Origin of the sequence: Hwanghaeella grinnelliae (assembly GCF_004005845.1) — a bacterium.
Classification (GTDB): domain Bacteria; phylum Pseudomonadota; class Alphaproteobacteria; order UBA8366; family Aestuariispiraceae; genus Hwanghaeella; species Hwanghaeella grinnelliae.
This window is the reverse complement of sequence record NZ_SADE01000001.1, coordinates 554,264-572,312: the sequence shown is the minus strand read 5'-3', so window position 1 is coordinate 572,312 and position 18,049 is coordinate 554,264. Positions and strand designations below refer to the sequence as shown.

Sequence of the window (18,049 nt, the reverse complement as noted above, 5' to 3'; positions counted from 1 at the left end):
CGAGGAATCCCCGGGATGAAAAGTTGTCTCGCGTCGATTCGAAGGGCGAAAATTGCTTTTTCGTCCTGGGACGCAATCAAGCGGTACCCAGCCCCGTGCAGCGGTCCTTATCCGCTTTCCATCCGAAAGGACCACGGCTACGCTCGCTTCCCATGAACAGAAAACAGTTTCACACGCTCTTCGCTTGTCCTGGGCCGGTGGTCACGCCGGTGATCCATGTCGTGGATTTCGAACAGGTCGACCGGAACGTCCGGCTTGCCCGGTCGGAAGGCGTCCACGGCATATTTCTGATCAACCACGATTTCGGCATTCCGCCCTTTCTGCCGATCATCCGTGCTGTCCGAAAGGCTTTTCCCGATCTTTGGCTGGGGGTGAATTTCCTGGCGGTCACCGGCGCGGATGCGTTTCCGATTCTGGGCGAATTGGAATCCGATGGCTGCCGGGTCGACGCCTATTGGGCCGACGACGCCCGGATCGACGAACGGACCGCCTTGCAGAATGAGGCCCAGGAAATCGCCGGCACACGACGCAATAGCGGCTGGTCGGGCCTTTATTTCGGCGGCACGGCTTTCAAGAAGCAACGCCCCGTCGACCCGGCGGATTATGAGAAATCGGCCCAGATCGCGGCCGGGTTCATGGATGTCGTCACCACATCCGGAATAGCCACCGGGCATGAGGCGGACCTGAGCAAGATCGCGGATTTCCGGCGCGGAGCGGGCGATCATGCCTTGGCCCTCGCTTCCGGGATAACGCCCGAAAACGTCGACCGCTACAAAGACGTCGACTGTCTGCTGGTCGCGACCGGCATCAACCGGGAGGGAGATTTCTATAACATCGACGCCGCGCGCCTCGCCAAGCTGATGCGTCGCACCGAAGAAATGGAGTATGGGCTGGATGACTGATTTTCCAAAAGCCGAAGTCCCGGCGGATAAGGGCCCGCGGGACGACCGATGGTACTTGAAACTGATGGCACCCAACACAAAAGGCGAGAAGTTCGCCTGGCTCGATCCCACGTCGATCTACATTAACGGCGCTGCTTTCCACGACCTTTTGGACGACCTTGTCGCCGATCTGGACGGCGTCGACTGTGACGTCGTCGGGGGTTTGGATGCTATGGGTTTCGTGCTGGGGAGTGCGCTTGCGGCCCGGTTGGACGTTGGCTTTCTGCCGATCAGGAAGGCGGGCAAGCTGTGTGTCGAGACCGACGCTGTGAGCTTCACCAACTATTCCGGCCGCACCCAGAACATGGAAATGCGCAAACCGGCCTTTGCCCCCGGCACCCGCGTATTGCTAGCCGACCAATGGGTCGAAACCGGCGGCACAATGGAAGGCGCCATACAACTGGTCGAACGTCAGGGCGGCACCGTCACCGGCATGGCCGCGGTCGCCATTGAGGAAAACGAGGTCACCGACGGTTTTAGACAGCGTTATCGCTGCGCCGCCGGCGTGGTACCCGGCACGGAATGGCAACGCCAATGCAACGCCCAATACCTTGAAAGCTTCGCGGACTACACGCCCTGGATGGCTTTCCCCGCCCGGCGTAACGGGTAAAAACGTCGTTCCGAAACCCGCCCGGTGTTACTGCTCTTGAAAAATGAACATTGTTCAATTAAATGACATGGGACAGTTCGAACACGGCACGGCATCGGGAATGGGAATATGGCACGGCGGTCTGATCACAACCGGGAAGAACTCTACGCCTTGGCGATCGGCGCGGCGCGGCAGATCGTGGAGTCGGACGGCATCAAGGCGCTGACCGCGCGCAATGTCGCCGATGTCATCGGATATTCCCCCGGCACGCTGTACAACCTTTTCGACAATCTCGACGATCTGATCGTGCATTTGAACGGCAGCACCCTCGACGACTTGTTCGACAAGGTTTCGGCGCTTGAGCAGAGCGGCGACCCGGAATCCGACTGCAAGGCGCTGCTCGGCAGTTATCTCGACTATCTCAACGACCATCCGGGTTTGTGGTACGCGCTGTTCGACTATGCCATCCCGACCACCATGACTGTGCCTTCATGGTATGTCCGGAAGATCGAACGATTGATGGAGATACTCCGGGTCGCGATTGCCCCGCTCTACGCCGATACACAAATGGACGAGACGGCCCGGGCCGCAAGCGTGCTCTGGGCCGGTCTGCATGGGATCACCTCCCTATCGAATGACGGCAAGTTGCAACTCGTTTCAGAAGATGACGTCGAAGATCTCGCCTCGTTCCTGGTGACGACCTTTATCGCCGGTATTCAAAGCCGCGCGCGACAATGACATCCAAACGAACCGGACGGACAAAGATGAACCACACACAGTTCCATCTGCTCGCCACGCGTCGCTTCCTGCCAGTCTTCTGTGTTCAGGTACTGGGTGCGTTGAACGATAACCTGTTCAAGAACGCCTTGCTGATCCTGATGGTGTATCGTTTGGGCAACGATTTGGGGTTTGACGGCAAAGTCCTGGCCAGCGCCGCCGCGGCCCTGTTCATTCTGCCTTTCGTGGTGTTCTCCGCCTTGGGCGGGCAATTGGCCGATAAAATGGACAAGGCGACACTGATCTGCTGGACCAAAGGTGCCGAGGTCCTAGCCATGGTTGTCGGCGCCTATGGTCTGGTGACCGGGAATGTCGCCGTGATGCTGGGTGTCTTGTTCCTGATGGGAACACAATCCGCCTTCTTCGGCCCGGTCAAATACAGCATTCTGCCCGACCACCTGGCCGAGAATGAATTGATCGGGGCGAATTCGCTGATCGAGGCCGGCACCTTCCTTGCCATCCTGATCGGTACGATCGCCGGCGGCCTGATCATTTTGGCCGATAACGGCCCTTATTGGATTTCTGGAGCGACAGTCGGAGTTGCCGCGATTGGCTTTGCCGGTAGTTTCCTGGTCCCCACAGCCCCGTCCCGCACACCGGACCTGCGGATCGATCCGAACCTGCTTCGAGAAACCGCTAATATCATCGGTCATGTCAGGCAATCGCGGGCAATCAAACTATCAATCCTGGGGATTTCCTGGTTCTGGCTGCTGGGCGCGACCTTCATCTCCCAATTCCCGGCATTCGCCCAAAGCGTCATCGGCGGCGACCAATCTGTCGTCACCCTTTTCCTTATACTCTTCACAATCGGCATCGCGGTCGGATCCCTGGCTTGTAACAAGCTGCTGAAAGGCGAAGTCACGGCGAAATACGTTCCCTTCGGCGCCGTCGGCATGACACTTTTCATTCTGGATCTGTATTTCGCTTGTCATGATCGCGTCTTTGCCGGCGGCGATCTGATCAGCGCGGGCGCTTTTCTCTCCGCGCCTGAGAACTGGCGCATCCTGGGTGACTTGTTTGCCGTTTCGATCTTCGGCGGACTGTTTATTGTGCCGCTTTACGCCATCTTGCAGACTCGCAGCGAAGCCGCGCACCGGTCCCGCACCATCGCCGCAAATAACATCGTCAACGCGCTTTTCATCGTGACTGGCGCCTTAATCGCCACCGCCCTTCTCGCCGTGGGGACGAGCCTGCCGGGCATCATCCTGGTCCTGGCAATCAGCAATGCAATTGTAACCGTATATGTCTTTGGCCTATTGCCGGACGAAATGGTGAAGGTAGTGCTGAAAACGATCCTGAAGATCTGCTATCGGATCGAAGTGACCGGCCGGGAAAACTATCGCGAAGCCGGACCGCGCGCGGTCATCGTGGTTAACCACGTCTCTTTCTTGGACGCGGTTCTGCTGGCCGTGTACCTGCCGGTAAAACCGATGTTCGCCATCAACACCCATATCGCGCAGGCTTGGTGGGTCAAACCGTTCCTCGCCCTGATCGACGCCTACCCCATGGACTCGACCAATCCGATGGCCACCAAGGGATTGATCAAGGCGGTGCAGGAAGACCGCCACTGCGTCATTTTCCCAGAAGGGCGGATCACCGTCACCGGCGCCTTGATGAAAGTCTACGAGGGACCCGGCATGATCGCCGACAAGGCGGATGCGATGATCGTCCCCGTTCGCATCGACGGTGCGCAATACACGCCCTTCTCCCGCCTGCGCGGCAAGATCCGCCTGCGCTGGTTCCCGAAGATCACCATCACCTTCCTGAAACCGCGTCGCTTCGAAATCGCGGAAGACATCAAGGGTCGGGAGCGGCGCCGTATGGCCGGCGTGAAGCTCTACGACCTGATGAGCGAAATGATTTTCGAGACGACGGATCGCAGTCAGACCCTCTATGCCGCGATGCTGGAGGCGAAGGGCGTACACGGCGGCGGACAACCTGTTGCGGAAGATATAGAACGCAAACCGATGTCCTATGCCCGTCTAATCCTGGGATCGACGGTATTGGGTAGAAAACTGTGCCGCTTTACCAAAAAGGCGGAAAATGTCGGCGTCATGCTGCCGAATTCACTGGGGGCCGTGACGACCTTTTTCGCCCTGCAGGCGTATGGGCGCGTTCCCGCCAAGCTGAACTTTTCCACCGGATCCAAAAATATGGTCGCCGCGATCGAAACAGCAGGAATCCAAACCGTCCTGACATCCCGACGCTTCATCGAAGCCGCGAAACTGGAAGAAACGGTTGGCGCCTTGGCGGAAAAAGCTTCCATCGTCTATCTGGAAGACATCCGCGGCAAGGTCGGCATGGTCAGCAAGCTGGCGGCCCTGATGACGCGGCCTTTTGCCGGCCTGCTTCATGCCCGCCAGCGCATTCGCCCCGGCGACCCCGCCGTGATTCTGTTCACCTCGGGATCTGAGGGAACACCGAAAGGGGTGGTGTTAAGCCACGAAAACCTGCTCGCCAACCGCAACCAACTGGCTGCGCGGGTCGATTTCAACCCGACCGACATTGTCTTCAATGCCTTGCCGATGTTCCATTCCTTCGGCCTGACCGGCGGTACGCTTTTGCCAATTTTATCAGGGATCAAGACTTTCCTTTATCCCTCCCCCCTGCACTATAGGATCGTGCCGCCCCTGGCCTATGATACCAACGCGACCATCCTGTTCGGCACGGATACGTTCCTAAGCGGTTATGCCCGTGTCGGACATCCTTATGACTTCTATGCCGTCCGATACGTCTTCGCCGGTGCGGAACGGGTCAAGGAAGAAACGCGGCGAGTCTGGATGGATAAATTCGGCCTGCGGATCCTGGAAGGATACGGCGCCACGGAGACTGCCCCGGTGATCGCCGTGAACACCCCGATGCATTTCCAGGCCGGCAGCGTAGGCCGGCCAGTCCCGGGACTGGCCTGCACCTTGGAGAAGGTTCCCGGCATCGAAGAAGGCGGCAAACTTATCGTCTCAGGCCCAAACGTGATGCTGGGCTATCTGCGCCATGAAAACCCCGGCGTTTTGGAACCTGTCGAGGATCAACGTTATGATACCGGTGACATCGTGACGATCGACGCCCACGGTTTCATCACCATTCGCGGGCGGGCCAAACGCTTCGCGAAAATCGCCGGTGAGATGGTGAGCCTCAGCGCCGTCGAAAACCATGCCGCCACCATCTGGCCAGACTACAACCATGCTGTCGTCAGCATTCCCGATGCCCGGAAGGGCGAGCAATTGGTGCTCGTGACCGACAATCCGGATGCGGACCGTCAGTCGCTTTTGGACCATGCCAAGAAGGAAGGCATTTCCGAACTGATGGTGCCCAAGGATATCCGCACCGTCGCTTCCGTGCCGCTGCTGGGAACCGGCAAGATCGACTATACGGGTGTGAAGGAAATCGCCGAAGGGTCGAGTGGCTGAAGACGGATTACAGCCCCACCAACCACAAGGTGATGGAAGGGAACAAGACCAAGACGACGACGCGCGCCAAATCGCTGACCAGGAACGGCACCGCCCCCGCATATGTCTTGGACATCGGTACGCCGTCCGCCATTGAATTGATCACGAACAGGTTCATCCCGACCGGCGGGGTGATCAAGCCGACCTCGACGACGATCAGCACAAGGATGCCGAACCACAGGCCGAAGGCCTCCGGCGCCAAGCCGAAATCCAGTTCCACCACGATCGGGAAGAAGATCGGCACCGTCAGCAAGATCATCGACAGGGAATCCATGAAACAGCCGAGGATGAGATACAGCACCAAGATGGCGACCAGGACCGTGTAGGGCGCGAAGCCCTGGCTGGTCACCCATTGAACCGCTTCCTGCGGCAGTTGGGCGAATGCAAGGAAGGTATTGAAAACAGCCGCGCCGAGAACGATGAAGAAAATCATCGCACTGGCGCTCGCGGTCTGTACCAAGGACTGGATCAACTTTGCCTTGGTCAGGCCGCCATTCACCAGCGCGATTAAACCGGTCCCAGCCGCGCCGAAGGCAGCCCCTTCGGTAGGTGTAAAAAAACCGCCATAGATTCCGCCGACGACAAGCAGGAAGACCAGCAGAACCGGCCAAATCCGCCACAGGGCGGCAAAGCGTTCCGAATAGCGCGCCGGGTCGCGCGTCCCCGCGCTGTCGGGTTTCAGCCGGACATAGACGGATATCGCAAGCATATAGCCCAACGCCGCCAGAATGCCGGGAACCACGGCGGCAACGAAAAGCTTGGCGATGTTCTGTTCCGCCAACAGCGCGTAGATGACAAGCACGACCGATGGCGGAATTAGGATGCCCAGCGTACCGCCCGCCGCCAAGGCGCCGGTCGATAGCGCGCCGGAATAGCCGAAACGCCGTAGTTCCGGCAGGGCCACCTGCGCCATCGTCGCCGCGGTCGCCAGTGACGACCCGCAGACGGCGCCGAACCCGCCGCAGGCGCCGACCGCCGCCATGGCCACCCCGCCCTTGCGGTGGCCAAGCCAGGATTCCGCTGCCTCGAACAAGGCTTTCGACAGCCCGCCATGGGTCGCGAACTGGCCCATCAGCAGGAAGAGCGGAATGATGCCCAGCGAATAATTGGAAAACGTGTCGTAAGGAACAGATTTCAACTGGGACAAGACCTGGATCCAGGACCCGTTGACCAATGCAGACCCGGCAACACCGATTGTCAGCATGGCCAAACCGATCGGCATGCGAAGGCCGATCAACAGCAACAGGACGGGAAAGGACCAAATCGCGATTTCAAGCTTCGTCATAATACAAAATCCGTCCCGGTCATGCGCGGGCGGCCGGCTCTGCCCGGACGAAACCGGCACTTTCCACCGCCGTCCAGAAGCAGGCGATCACCGACAAGACGGCGAAGGGAAGGCACACCGCATAGCCCCACCACACCGGAAACTGCAGGATGAATGTGGTTTCCCCATAGGTCATCTTGTCGAGCATACCCGCCCACAGCCGCCAAGCGATCAGGCCTGTCAGCCCGGTCATGATAAGATTGTAGATCGTGTCCAGCCCGGCATCGAAGCGTTTGCCGAACCAGCCTTCCAGAATGTCGACGGAGACGTGGCCCTTCTGCAATTGGCACCAGGGAAGAAAACAGAATATCGCCAAAGCCCCGCCGGCCTCGACCAATTCGAAATCCCCCGGTATCGGCCCCAATCCGATCCACACCAGGCTGCGGCCGGAAACACTCGCCACCACGACAGCAATGACGGCAAGCAGTAACACGCCGCCCAACAAGGCAACGGCACGACAGAAAGATCGCAGCGCCCTGGAGACCGGATTGGCATAGGTCATCGCGGAAACACTCCTCGCCAACGCACCCTGAGAAAGATCATTCGAACCGCATGGTAATGCGGTTCGAATGAAATACATACCGAACGATACAGGGATCAAATCCCTGCTCGCGGTTCGTTACATGGAGTTCTTTTTCAGCAACGCCTGCGCATCGTCGACAAGCGCTTGCCCGTCGATGCCCTTGTCCTTCATTTCGGCGACCCAGTTGTCGACGACCGGGGCAGCGGCTTCCTTCCAGCGATTGGTTTCAGCTTCATCCAGGACGATGATGTTGTTGCCCTTCTCGGCAGCCTTCTTGCGGCCGACCACATCGCCCCCGTCCATCGCGCGTCCGGCCCAGGCAGCCGCTTCGATGCCGGAGTTGTCGTCGATGACCTTTTTCAGGTCATCCGGAAGGGCGTCATAGCTGGCCTGGTTCATCGCAAACAGGAAGGTCGCCGAATACAATCCCCTGTCACCGGAGAATTCCGTGTGGTTGCCGACCAGTTCCGCCATCTTCAAGGGCAGCGTGATCTCCCACGGAATGACGGCCCCGTCGATGACCCCCTTGGAAACCGCTTCCGGAACGGCCGGAACCGGCATCCCCACCGGCACGGCGCCAAAGCTGTCCAGCATCTGCGTGATCACACGGGTCGGTCCGCGCAGTTTCATACCCTTGATATCTTCCAGACTGTTCACCGGATCCTTGGTGTGCAGCAATCCCGGACCATGGGTATGGACGGCGATCACCTTCATCCCCGGAAAATCATTCTGCATGTGCTTGTCAAAGTATTCATAGAAAGCCCGGGAGGTCTGTTCGCCATTCGTGACCATGAAAGGAAGTTCGAACGCCTCGGCACGCGGGAACCGGCCCGGCGTATAGCCCATTACGGTCCAGATCATATCGACGACGCCATCAGTGACCTGCTGCACCAGTTCCGGAGGTTTGCCGCCAAGCTGCATCGACGGGTAATGCTCGATTTTGATGCGGCCGCCCGATTCCTTCTCGACCTTCGCGGCCCAGGGAATCAGGAATTTCGCCGGGATGGTTGCGCGTTCCGGCAGCAATTGGTGCAGTTTGAGCGTCACGTCTTGTGCCTGCACAGCACCCGCCGCACCGATCAGCGCCGCCGCCACGCAGCCCGCCTTCAGAATTCGCTTCAACATGGTGTTCCTCCTCGTCCTGTATTTTGTTTGTTTGTTCTACAAACTTACCTACGCATACGGATAAATCATTGGGTATCCAACACGCGCTTATCTGTTTTTTTACGTGTTTCCTTCTTGCTAGACCGCGACCAGGAAAAGCCCCGGCACACTGTCTTTCAGGATTTGATTTTTCATCACGTAATCCAGATTTCGTTTTGCAAGGCGCGCATGCTCCCGCGCCAAGGCCTCAGCCCGCGCCCCTTCGCGTTTGGCCACGGCATCGATGATGGCGCGGTGGTGTTCCTGCCCGACCTGAAGCGACGCCCTGAATTCGGGAAAATCCACCTGCGCTTTCAGAAAAGCGCTTGGATCCGCGAAGGGCATGTTGGTTACCCGTTCTATTTCCTGACGGATGATCGTGCTTCCCGACAAGTTCCGAAGTTGGTCGTGAAAAACCGCGTTGCATTCGTGGTAGCGTTCGAAATCCAACTCTGCGACCGGCGGCGCGACAATCTCGTCCAACTCCCGCAGCGTGTTCGAGATGGCATTCAGATAATCGTCGGAAATTCCGCGTTCAGCCGCCAAGCGCGCCGCCGTCCCTTCCAGGACGCCGCGCAATTCGATCGCATCGATGATGTCCGCCTCGCTGAAGGTCCGAACCGCATAGCCGCCCGATGGAATGACTTCGACCAGCCCTTCTTGTTCCAATCGCGCCAGGGCGGCGCGGATCGGCGTTCGGGAAAGCCCCAATCTGTCTGACAGTGCGATTTCGGAAAGGCGTTCGCCGGGACGAAAAGTGCCGGAATACAGAAGGTCGCGGACGCCAAGCGCCGCCCGCAATGTTTGCGAAAGTGATTTTTCAGACTGCCTGCTCATCCGCCCTGTACATGTCGTTCATTGTTTCTTTATTTGCCCAACACTGTATACACTTGGCGTGAAAGACGAAACACTAAAACGCCTCTCAACTACAATATAAGCTCTTATATTTCCGCAATACATTGTCATCACCTTTCTGATTTCACGACGATTTTTCGTCGACAACGCACCGCACCGCCGCGGAATCACCGCCGCCCTTTATGAAAAGGCCCACCAAGGGTGATTTTCGGCCTTGCCTTTCCTTCTCATTGTATACAATTTTTGACCCAAGGGTGCCGCGACAGGCACCCGCAAAAATAAACCCTAGGGAAACAGTCGGCGGGACATCTGTCCGGACCGAGGGAGGAATGAGAGATGGGCGCAAAGACACTTCAAGACGTATTGGATGCTTCCGACGATATCGTCACCCTACTACGCAACTCGCAGGTCGGAGCCTATGTGTATCCGGTCGTGCCACCGGAATTCACCAATTGGCGCGACGAGCAAAGGGCATGGCGTGAAACCGCCGTGCTGTTCGATCAGTCGCATCACATGGCGGAAATCATGGTTGAAGGTCCCGACGCCTTCGACTTCCTGCAAGGATTGGCGATCAACAGTTTCGCCAATTTCGATGTGAACAAGGCGAAACAGTTCGTTCCCTGCACCCATGACGGCTATGTCATCGGCGACGTGATCATATTCCGTTTGGCCGAGCAGCAATTCCTGCTTGTCGGTCGCGCGCCAACCATCAACTGGGTCGAATTCCATGCCCAGACCTCAGGCAAGTCGGTCACAACGGAACGCGACGATCGTTCACCCGCCCGCCCCGGCGGCAAGCCCGTGATGCGCAAGCGCTACCGCTATCAGGTCCAAGGACCCAACGCGCCGGAAATTCTGGAACGCGTGAACGGCGGCCCGGTGCCGAATATCAAATTCTTCAATATGGGCGAGATCACCATCGCGGGCCGAAAGGTCCGTGCCCTGCGCCACGGCATGTCCGGCGTGCCGGGCCTGGAAATCTGGGGACCATACGAGGAAGGCGACGAGATCCGCGACGCCCTGCTGGAAGCCGGAAAGGACCTGGGCCTGACGCAGGTGGGGTCCCGTGCCTATGCCACCAACACCCTGGAATCAGGCTGGATTCCCTCACCGCTTCCCGCCGTCTATACCGGCGAAGGCCAGAAAGCCTATCGCGAATGGTTGCCGGCAGCCGGCTATGAGGCGACCTGTTCCATCGGCGGCAGCTACATCGCCGATAGTATCGAAGACTATTACCTCACCCCGTGGGACTTGGGCTACGGCCCCTTCGTGAAGTTCGACCATGATTTCATCGGCCGCGAAGCGCTTGAGAAATTGGCCGATAAACCGCATCGCCGGAAGGTTACCTTCGAATGGAACGCGGAAGACGTGGGCAAGGTGATGCAGTCGATGTTCGCTGCCCCGGGTGAGAATTTCAAAACCATCGACCTGCCGCTGTCCAACTATGCGTCTTCCTCCTACGACGCGGTGCAGATGGGCGGCAAAACCGTCGGGCTTTCGATGTTCAGCGGCTATAGTTTCAACGAACGGTCCATGCTGTCCTTGGGCGTCGTCGATGAGGACATCAATACCGGCGATATCCTGACCCTGGTTTGGGGCGAGCCGGATGGCGGCACGGCCAAGACGACCGTGGAACGCCACAAGCAAACCGAAATCCGCGTAAAGGTATCCCCGGTTCCCTATTCCAAGGACGCGCGGGAGAACTATGTGGAAAGCTGGCGAACCCGAAGCGCCTGACGTTACATTGTCCGTGAAAGACAAAGCCCGCCTCACATATTGCTGGGGCGGGCTTTTCTTTACGCAGTGTACCAGTCGGATTAGAAGACCGAGAAGTATTCCCGTTCTTCCCATTCGCTGACCGCCATATGGTAGCGGTTCCACTCAGCCATCTTCAGTGTCTTGATGTAGTTCACAAAGCTTTCGCCGAGACATTGCCGGTAAAAACCGCCCACCTCGAAGGCATCCAACGCTTCCCGCATGCTGCGCGGCAATACGGCCGCATCGCTTTCATAGGGCGTTTCCACCGGCGCAGGCGGTTCCATCCCCTTTGCAATACCGTCCAACCCGCCGAGGATCTGCGACGCCAGATATAGGTACGGGTTTGCCGCTGGTTCCCCGACGCGGTTTTCCACCCGGCTCGCCGGATTGCCGGGATCGGCCAGCGCGCGCAGCATAGCGCCCCGGTTATCGTGTCCCCATTGGATGCGGTCCGGCGCCATCACGAAGGGCCGATAACGTTTGTACCCATTGACCGTCGGTGTGGTTAGGATGCAGCTCTCCTCCGCATGGGTAAGCAGGCCCGCGATCCAGTTCCCGCAGAGCGGAGCGAGAGATTGCCGACCCTTGGGAATGAAAAGGTTGGCGCCGGTCTTCTTATCCGTCAGCGATTGATGCAGATGCCAACCGCTTGCCATCGCACCGTCGAAACGCGGGCGGCACATGAAAGTCGCGTGCAGCCCCTTGCGCCGGCAAACCTGCTTCGTCATGGACCGAAACAGGATTGCATTATCCGCTTGGCCAATGCCGTCGGCAGGCTGCAGCGTGATCTCGCATTGGCTGGGACCGAACTCCACTTCCATCGACCGCATCGGCAGGCCAAGGGCCTGGGCGGTCCGCCGCAGGTCATCGAAGACCTCCTCCAACACATCGTAGGAATCTTCCGACAGATAGCGGAAGCCATGGGTCAGCAACTGCGTCTCCGGCGCCGAAGCAGGCATGCCGCCATCGGAATGGTCCAGCCGGGGATTGGTTACCCGAAGAACATGAAACTAGAGCTCAAGACCCGCGGTGAACCGGTAACCGGCAGAGTCGAGCCGTTGGACCGCATCCTTTAAAATGCCGCGCGTGGAAATCGCAACAGGTGCGCCGTCGGCATGGTAAAGATCCGCCAGCATCCAACCCGTATGCGCGGACCAGGGCAAAACCTTGAACGTCGTCGGATCGGGGACCATCACGATGTCTTCCGCCCCGGTCATCCGTCCGGCGCCGAAGCCGGCATCCCCGCTCCAGACCGGAAAGACGGTTGCGTTCGACGTATCCTTCAGCAGCAGCGAGGACGGCATGGTGATGCCGTTCTTGAAGGCGGAGCCCAGACCGTCGGCGGTAATCGTCTTACCGCGCAAAATGCCGTGCTGATCGACGAAGGAGATGCGCACGACCTCCAACCCATCAGCGTTTACCCGCGCAGCAACCTCTTCTGCCGACTTTTGGGCGTCCCCGCTCCGCAAGCCGTACCGTTCGACAAACCCGGCCATTTCCTCGGGATCGGAAGCCATACTATCCTCGCTCTCAGACAGGGACCGGCACTGTGCCGCCGTCAATGATCAAGATGCCGCTTTCCAGGGACTGGCTTCACGGCGGGCCGCATCACGGTCCAACCAGACACTTTCCCAATCCTGCTGAGGACCGATCGCGTCCAGCGCTACCGGGCCGGTGATCTGCGCGGCTTGTTCGGCCGTGACATCCATCGGCAAGCCGCCCTCGTTGTCAGCCAATTTCTTGATGGCGGAACGCAGCATTCGGCGATAGCGGACAATGGCCGCGTCGCTCGTTGCCAAATGTTCGTCCGTGCGGTCCTGGATCGGCCCCATGGATTCACAGGCCCATTGGTCATGCACGTTGATATCCATGCCCATGCCGGTATAGGTCGTGTTTGCCTGTTCGACCGGATCGAAACCGTATTCGTTGCTCTTGTTCCGTTTCGGTCGGTAGTCCGGCAAGGTGTGTTCCTTGACGCGCTGGTCCCACATCTTCTGTTTGTCGACCGGCTCCCCGAAACTTGTAAACATCGCGTACCAATAGCAGGTCTCATCGTCGATCGGCACATGCCACTGGGTGATCGTCATTTCGTTCGACATCGGAATATGGATCGCACAGGGAAACACCTGGTTGGTGACACGGACGTGCCGCCTGCCGTCCGGCAAGTCGCGCAAGGCGATGATGCGCAAACCGTATTCGGTTTCCTCGACCTTCAATTCCGGCGCAGGATTCTCCCGAAGCAACTGAGTCAGCGGCACATTCGTGTCGGCAGCCGCACTGCGGAACTGCTTGCCGTAGCTGTCCTTTGTGTCCTCATCCTCCAGGAAACGGTGCAGGAACGACGCGTGGACAGGGTCGATACCGACTTCCAGCGCCTGCAGCCAATTGCATTCCCATAGCCCCTTGAAGGCGAATACATGGCTGTCCGGCGCGACGAAACAGTCGAAGGCCGGGAATGGCGGTGCCTCGCCCGGTCCCATATAGGCCCAGACGATGCCGTTCTTCTCTACGACCGGATAGGACTTGATCTTTAGGCGCTCATGCATGGTGGAATCCGCCGGTTCGCCCGGCTGTTCCAGGCATTGACCGTCGGCACCATACAGCCAGCCGTGGAACACGCAGCGGATACCGCCATTCTCAACCCGCCCATAACACATATCGGCGCCGCGATGCGGACAGTTCCGCGCGACAAGGCCAAGCTTGCCGCTGTCCCCATCCCGAAACAGCGCCAGGTTTTCGCCCAGCAAGCGAACGGGAATGACCGGACGGTTCGCTTCCAATTCCTTCGTCAGCGCCGCAGGCATCCAATAGCGGCGCAGCACGTCGCCAGCCGCGCGACCCGGGCCGATCCGGGTGATTAGGTCGTTCTGCTCCTGGCTCATCATGGCTCGGTACTCCCAAAAAAAATCGGCGCAGCTGCGTCAAGCAGCACGCGGTCATCTGTACTCGGCGGGCAGTTTAAGGCGTGCAATCACGAATCGCCAAGCCGCTCTATACTCTTCAACAGTGCAATGCCGGTGGAGAGCGAAGCGGCCGCCGCGACGGTCATCTGCGGCAGGATCAACCATTCCAGGGACCAGGCGGCGCCGGATCGTTCCTGTTCATGGACCAAGGCCTGATGCATGCCGCCGACTTGGACGGCGTTAAAGCGCGCTAGGGTCACCAGGGCTTCGGCCTTTACCGGGTTCCGCTTGTGCGGCATCGCGGAAGATCCACCGCCCCCGCCGAGCACGGCTTCGTCCAGCCCTTGCTGGGCCATCAGGCAAATGTCCTGACCCATCTTGCCGAGGCTGCCGGTGACGAGGGACAGCCAGTTCGCATAGTCGGCTATCGCATCACGGGTCGTATGCCAGCAGTCCGGCGCATAGGCCAAGCCAAGTTCGGCGGCCATTTGCCGGGCGACATCGGCATGTTTGTCGCCCAAGGCTCCACCCGTTCCGACGGCGCCGCTGAATTGCAGAACCAGCAGGCCCGGGTTGATATCTTCCAATCGTTGAAGGTGCCGGATCAACGGCGCTCGCCACGTCGACACCCGATGGCCCACCGTAATCGGTTGTGCGGCTTGCATCCGCGTTCGTCCCATCAGGGTGGCGGTGCCGAAACGTGCTTCCAATTCCTCAAGCGCCGAAACGGCCTCGCGCAGACGTTCACTCAAAATCTTGTTCACGGCGCCGAGGGTCTCGACCAAGGCCGTATCGGACAGGTCCTGGCTGGTCGCCCCGACGTGAACGCCTGCCGCCAGGTCATCGCCGACGGCCTGTTTCAACTGTTTGACGAAAGCCGGCCCAGGGACGCCGTCCCGGGCCATCCCGGCTGCGATACCGTCCATATCCGGTGCGAACCCGGCCAACATGTTTAGAACACCATCGGCAACGGCCTTATCGACCACACCGTGATCGCCCAAGGCCTTGGTCAGCGCGCGTTCGAACCGCAAAAAGCTGTGAGCCGTGCGATCGGCGGAAAACAGCGCGGCAACCGTGTCGTCACCGAACAAGCCGGAAAACCAGGGATGGTCGAATGCCGAAACCGTCATACAGCTATCCCCTCGTCATACCGTCGCATATGGATCGGAACGCCCTCTGAAACCAATGCCTTGGCTGAGGCATCATACGTCGAAGAATACGGTTTCCTGGTCGCCCTGCATATGAATATCGAAGCGATAAACGACACCCGCGGAAGATTCCTCGCGCGTGGCGATCAGGGTATCCCGGCGGTCCGCCGGCACGGATTGCAGAACTGGGTCCGCAGCATTCGCCGTTTCCTCGTCCGAGAAGTAGACCCGCGTATAGGCATGGGACAGCAGCCCGCGCATGAAGATGATCAAGTTGATATGCGGCGCTTCCCCGTCACCTACCGCCCCCGGCTTCACCGTGGCGAAGGTGAACCGGTTCTTCGGATCCGTGCGGGTACCGCAGCGGCCGAAGCCTGTGAAAGGCGTGTTTTTCTGGCGCCCGTCGGTCGGGTGCGCGAAACGGCCCTGGGAATCCGCCTGCCAGACTTCCACCAACGCGTCCGAGACCGGGGCGCCCTGACCGTCATAGATGATACCGACAAGCTTGATGTGCTCACCCGGCTCATCCTCTTCCGCTATCTCGCGCCCGGCAATACTGGACAGTTCGGAAAACCCGTACTGTTCCGACGCCAACCCGTAGGAGAAGAAAGGACCGACTGTCTGGGACGGTGTCTGCGGCAATTTCTTTTCGTCGCTCGCCATGAATCAATCCTCCATCGGGGTCTGTTTCGGACCGCGCAGAACAATGTCGAAAACATAGCCCAATGCATATTCCGGTTCGGTCACATCCAGCGAGAAACCCGCAACAAGGCGGTCGACACTGGGGGTCGCCTGGGCGATCGGATCGAGCGGAATCAGTGGGTCGCCCGGGAAGTACATCTGGGTGACCAAGCGGCTGGCGATCCCTGCCCCGAACAGCGAGAAATGAATATGGGCCGGGCGCCACGCATTAGGGTGGTTGCCCCAGGGGTAGGCGCCGGGTCGGATTGTCTTGAACCGATAGTTCCCGTCGCTGTCTGTTACGGCGCGCCCGCCGCCATAGAAATTCGGGTCCAGCGGCGCATCGTGCTTGTCCATCAGGTCGACATATCGGCCGGCCGAATTCGCCTGCCAAATTTCGACCAGCGTATTCGGCACCGGGCGGCCGAATTCGTCCAAAACCTTGCCGGTGACGATCATCCGCTCACCCAACGGTTCACCGTTCTTTCGCCCGTTCATCGTAAGGTCACTGTCCAACGCACTGACCGAGTCTTGGCCGTAAACCGGTCCGGTCACCTCAGACAGGGTTTGCTGCAACGGAATCAATGGTTTCGTCGGACCGCGGAAGGTCGTCGATTTATAGCCTTCATCGATGTATTTCGGATGACTGGGCCAATCCCGTTCGCTGAATTCGGAGAAGTCGCTCATCTCTTTCCTCCCTGTGCCCCCAGCCGCCAGTTTGGCGCCGGTACGGCGTCATGAATATGGATGGCCCTATTTGTCCATCTCCGCCAAGGTGGCCTTGGCGATCTTGATTGCGGAATTCGCGGCCGGCACGCCCGCATAGACCGCGACATGCAGCAAAGCTTCACGGATGTCTTCAGGCGTTGCGCCGGTATTTGCCGTCGCCCGAATGTGCATGGCCAATTCCTCGTCATGCCCCAAGGCCGCCAGCAAGGCGATGGTCACGATGCTCCGCTCCCGGAACGTGAACTGATCCCGCGACCAGACCGACCCCCAAGCGCCCTGTGTGATGAAGTCCTGGAAAGGCGTATCGAACGGGGTGGCATTCCCCGACGCACGGTCCACATGGGCATCCCCAAGCACGCGACGGCGGGTCTTTTCCCCCATCGCGGCGCGCGTATCGTCGGTTTCCGCCATAATTCCCTCTCCCCAAAACCCGGCGACGCGTCGATTCCGTTATAGAGGTTCGACGCTGCCTTAAGCATTCTTATTGCCGCGCATGATATCCACCAAGCGGGGAGTTTCCAGCCTTAGAAATTGTTTTTAACACCAACAATATGGAAATTGTCAGTTTCCCGCCCCACCCTGCGGCGTCACGCCACAGAAAGGTTCAAACTTCCGAATATAACGATGGGGTAATTTGATACCTCACCCCTCTAAGGGAGTAGATCCATACCACTCCCCTACACCAAAAGGGGGCCCTTGTGGGTCATCAGTTGCCGGTCACGCTTCGCGCAATTTCGTCGAGCAGGGCTTCAACCTTTTTCATCGGCCCATCGGGCATCACAGGGTAGCCGACCTGAACCTTGCCGCTGCCGTCGCCACTTTCCGTCACCATCATTTTATAGGGGCAATGGACGATATTGGCCGGATCGGCCTCCATCATTTCCCGCGACAGAACCGCCGAGCAGAACAGAAAAATGTCCGCATTCTCGAAGATTGTCTTCGAACCGCCTACATCCTCCTTCGTTCTCTTCAGCATTTCGCCGACATGGCTGGTATAATCGACGACCAGGCCGCGATCGACGATCGCCGACTCCACCTCGAAGGCCGCATCCGCGAATGCGCCATCATAGGGATAGTACTTCGCGTCCTGCGCCGCGACGGGGAAGGCCACCAAGGCCAAGAAAACGAAGAAACAAAGAACCGATACCAGTTCAGGGAACCGGTACCGGTTTAGCAGTGGGGAACCGTGTCCGGCAGCTTTCAGGCATGTTTCAGACATGACGCAACTCCAT

The 18,049-nt window shown here is 59.0% G+C and carries 17 protein-coding genes; 5 read left to right on the top strand and 12 right to left on the bottom strand.

Annotated features, from left to right (window positions below; genetic code table 11):
* Positions 1-152: 152 nt before the first annotated feature.
* The 4 genes from EOI86_RS02505 (at position 153) to EOI86_RS02490 (ending at position 5,714) form a co-directional block, all read left to right on the top strand.
* Positions 153-902 carry a BtpA/SgcQ family protein gene (locus EOI86_RS02505; protein ID WP_127763562.1) on the top strand — a complete coding sequence of 250 codons (750 nt, stop codon included), beginning with the start codon at positions 153-155 and terminating at the stop codon, positions 900-902.
* Positions 895-1,551, top strand: a complete 657-nt coding sequence (locus EOI86_RS02500; RefSeq protein WP_127763561.1) for a phosphoribosyltransferase family protein — start codon at positions 895-897, stop codon at positions 1,549-1,551. Before EOI86_RS02505 ends, EOI86_RS02500 begins: the two co-directional genes overlap by 8 nt.
* 108 nt (positions 1,552-1,659) lie before the next feature.
* Positions 1,660-2,268 carry a TetR/AcrR family transcriptional regulator gene (locus EOI86_RS02495; RefSeq protein WP_127763560.1) on the top strand — a complete coding sequence of 203 codons (609 nt, stop codon included), beginning with the start codon at positions 1,660-1,662 and terminating at the stop codon, positions 2,266-2,268.
* 26 nt (positions 2,269-2,294) lie between these two features.
* Positions 2,295-5,714, top strand: coding sequence for an acyl-[ACP]--phospholipid O-acyltransferase (locus EOI86_RS02490; RefSeq protein ID WP_193555764.1), 3,420 nt, complete (start codon positions 2,295-2,297; stop codon positions 5,712-5,714).
* 7 nt (positions 5,715-5,721) lie between these two features.
* On the opposite strand, the gene EOI86_RS02485 is transcribed toward EOI86_RS02490, so the two are convergent.
* The 4 genes from EOI86_RS02485 to EOI86_RS02470 form a co-directional block, all read right to left on the bottom strand.
* Positions 5,722-7,038, bottom strand: a complete 1,317-nt coding sequence (locus EOI86_RS02485) for a TRAP transporter large permease (protein ID WP_127763559.1) — start codon at positions 7,036-7,038, stop codon at positions 5,722-5,724.
* Between the two features lie 19 nt (positions 7,039-7,057).
* Entirely contained in the window at positions 7,058-7,579 is a 522-nt protein-coding gene (locus tag EOI86_RS02480) for a TRAP transporter small permease (protein WP_127763558.1), read from the bottom strand.
* Between the two features lie 117 nt (positions 7,580-7,696).
* Positions 7,697-8,725, bottom strand: a complete 1,029-nt coding sequence (locus tag EOI86_RS02475) for a TRAP transporter substrate-binding protein (protein ID WP_127763557.1) — start codon at positions 8,723-8,725, stop codon at positions 7,697-7,699.
* A 117-nt stretch (positions 8,726-8,842) separates the two neighbouring features.
* Positions 8,843-9,580: a GntR family transcriptional regulator gene (locus tag EOI86_RS02470; protein WP_127763556.1), complete on the bottom strand. Its 738-nt coding sequence runs from the start codon at positions 9,578-9,580 to the stop codon at positions 8,843-8,845.
* Positions 9,581-9,934: 354 nt separating this feature from the next.
* On the opposite strand from EOI86_RS02470, the gene ligM reads away from it, so the two are divergent.
* Positions 9,935-11,335 (top strand): vanillate/3-O-methylgallate O-demethylase, encoded by a 1,401-nt coding sequence (ligM, locus tag EOI86_RS02465; RefSeq protein WP_127763555.1) that lies wholly within the window; start codon positions 9,935-9,937, stop codon positions 11,333-11,335.
* An 80-nt stretch (positions 11,336-11,415) separates the two neighbouring features.
* Here ligM and EOI86_RS24665 read toward each other — a convergent pair whose 3' ends face one another.
* From EOI86_RS24665 to EOI86_RS02430, 8 genes are all read right to left on the bottom strand, one after another.
* Positions 11,416-12,315: a type I glutamate--ammonia ligase gene (locus EOI86_RS24665; protein ID WP_205032026.1), complete on the bottom strand. Its 900-nt coding sequence runs from the start codon at positions 12,313-12,315 to the stop codon at positions 11,416-11,418.
* Between the two features lie 51 nt (positions 12,316-12,366).
* Positions 12,367-12,873, bottom strand: a complete 507-nt coding sequence (locus EOI86_RS24660; RefSeq protein WP_205032025.1) for a type I glutamate--ammonia ligase — start codon at positions 12,871-12,873, stop codon at positions 12,367-12,369.
* A 48-nt stretch (positions 12,874-12,921) separates the two neighbouring features.
* Complete coding sequence (locus tag EOI86_RS02455; protein ID WP_127763554.1) at positions 12,922-14,241, bottom strand: aromatic ring-hydroxylating dioxygenase subunit alpha; 1,320 nt, start codon at positions 14,239-14,241, stop codon at positions 12,922-12,924.
* Between the two features lie 86 nt (positions 14,242-14,327).
* Positions 14,328-15,389, bottom strand: coding sequence for a 3-carboxy-cis,cis-muconate cycloisomerase (locus EOI86_RS02450; protein WP_127763553.1), 1,062 nt, complete (start codon positions 15,387-15,389; stop codon positions 14,328-14,330).
* A 72-nt stretch (positions 15,390-15,461) separates the two neighbouring features.
* On the bottom strand, positions 15,462-16,070 hold the full coding sequence (gene pcaG, locus EOI86_RS02445) for a protocatechuate 3,4-dioxygenase subunit alpha (RefSeq protein WP_127763552.1): 609 nt from the start codon (positions 16,068-16,070) through the stop codon (positions 15,462-15,464).
* Between the two features lie 3 nt (positions 16,071-16,073).
* Positions 16,074-16,775 (bottom strand): protocatechuate 3,4-dioxygenase subunit beta, encoded by a 702-nt coding sequence (pcaH, locus tag EOI86_RS02440; RefSeq protein WP_127763551.1) that lies wholly within the window; start codon positions 16,773-16,775, stop codon positions 16,074-16,076.
* A gap of 66 nt (positions 16,776-16,841) precedes the next feature.
* Entirely contained in the window at positions 16,842-17,228 is a 387-nt protein-coding gene (gene pcaC / locus EOI86_RS02435; RefSeq protein WP_127763550.1) for a 4-carboxymuconolactone decarboxylase, read from the bottom strand.
* 295 nt (positions 17,229-17,523) lie between these two features.
* Positions 17,524-18,036: a DUF302 domain-containing protein gene (locus tag EOI86_RS02430; RefSeq protein WP_127763549.1), complete on the bottom strand. Its 513-nt coding sequence runs from the start codon at positions 18,034-18,036 to the stop codon at positions 17,524-17,526.
* Positions 18,037-18,049 lie beyond the last annotated feature (13 nt).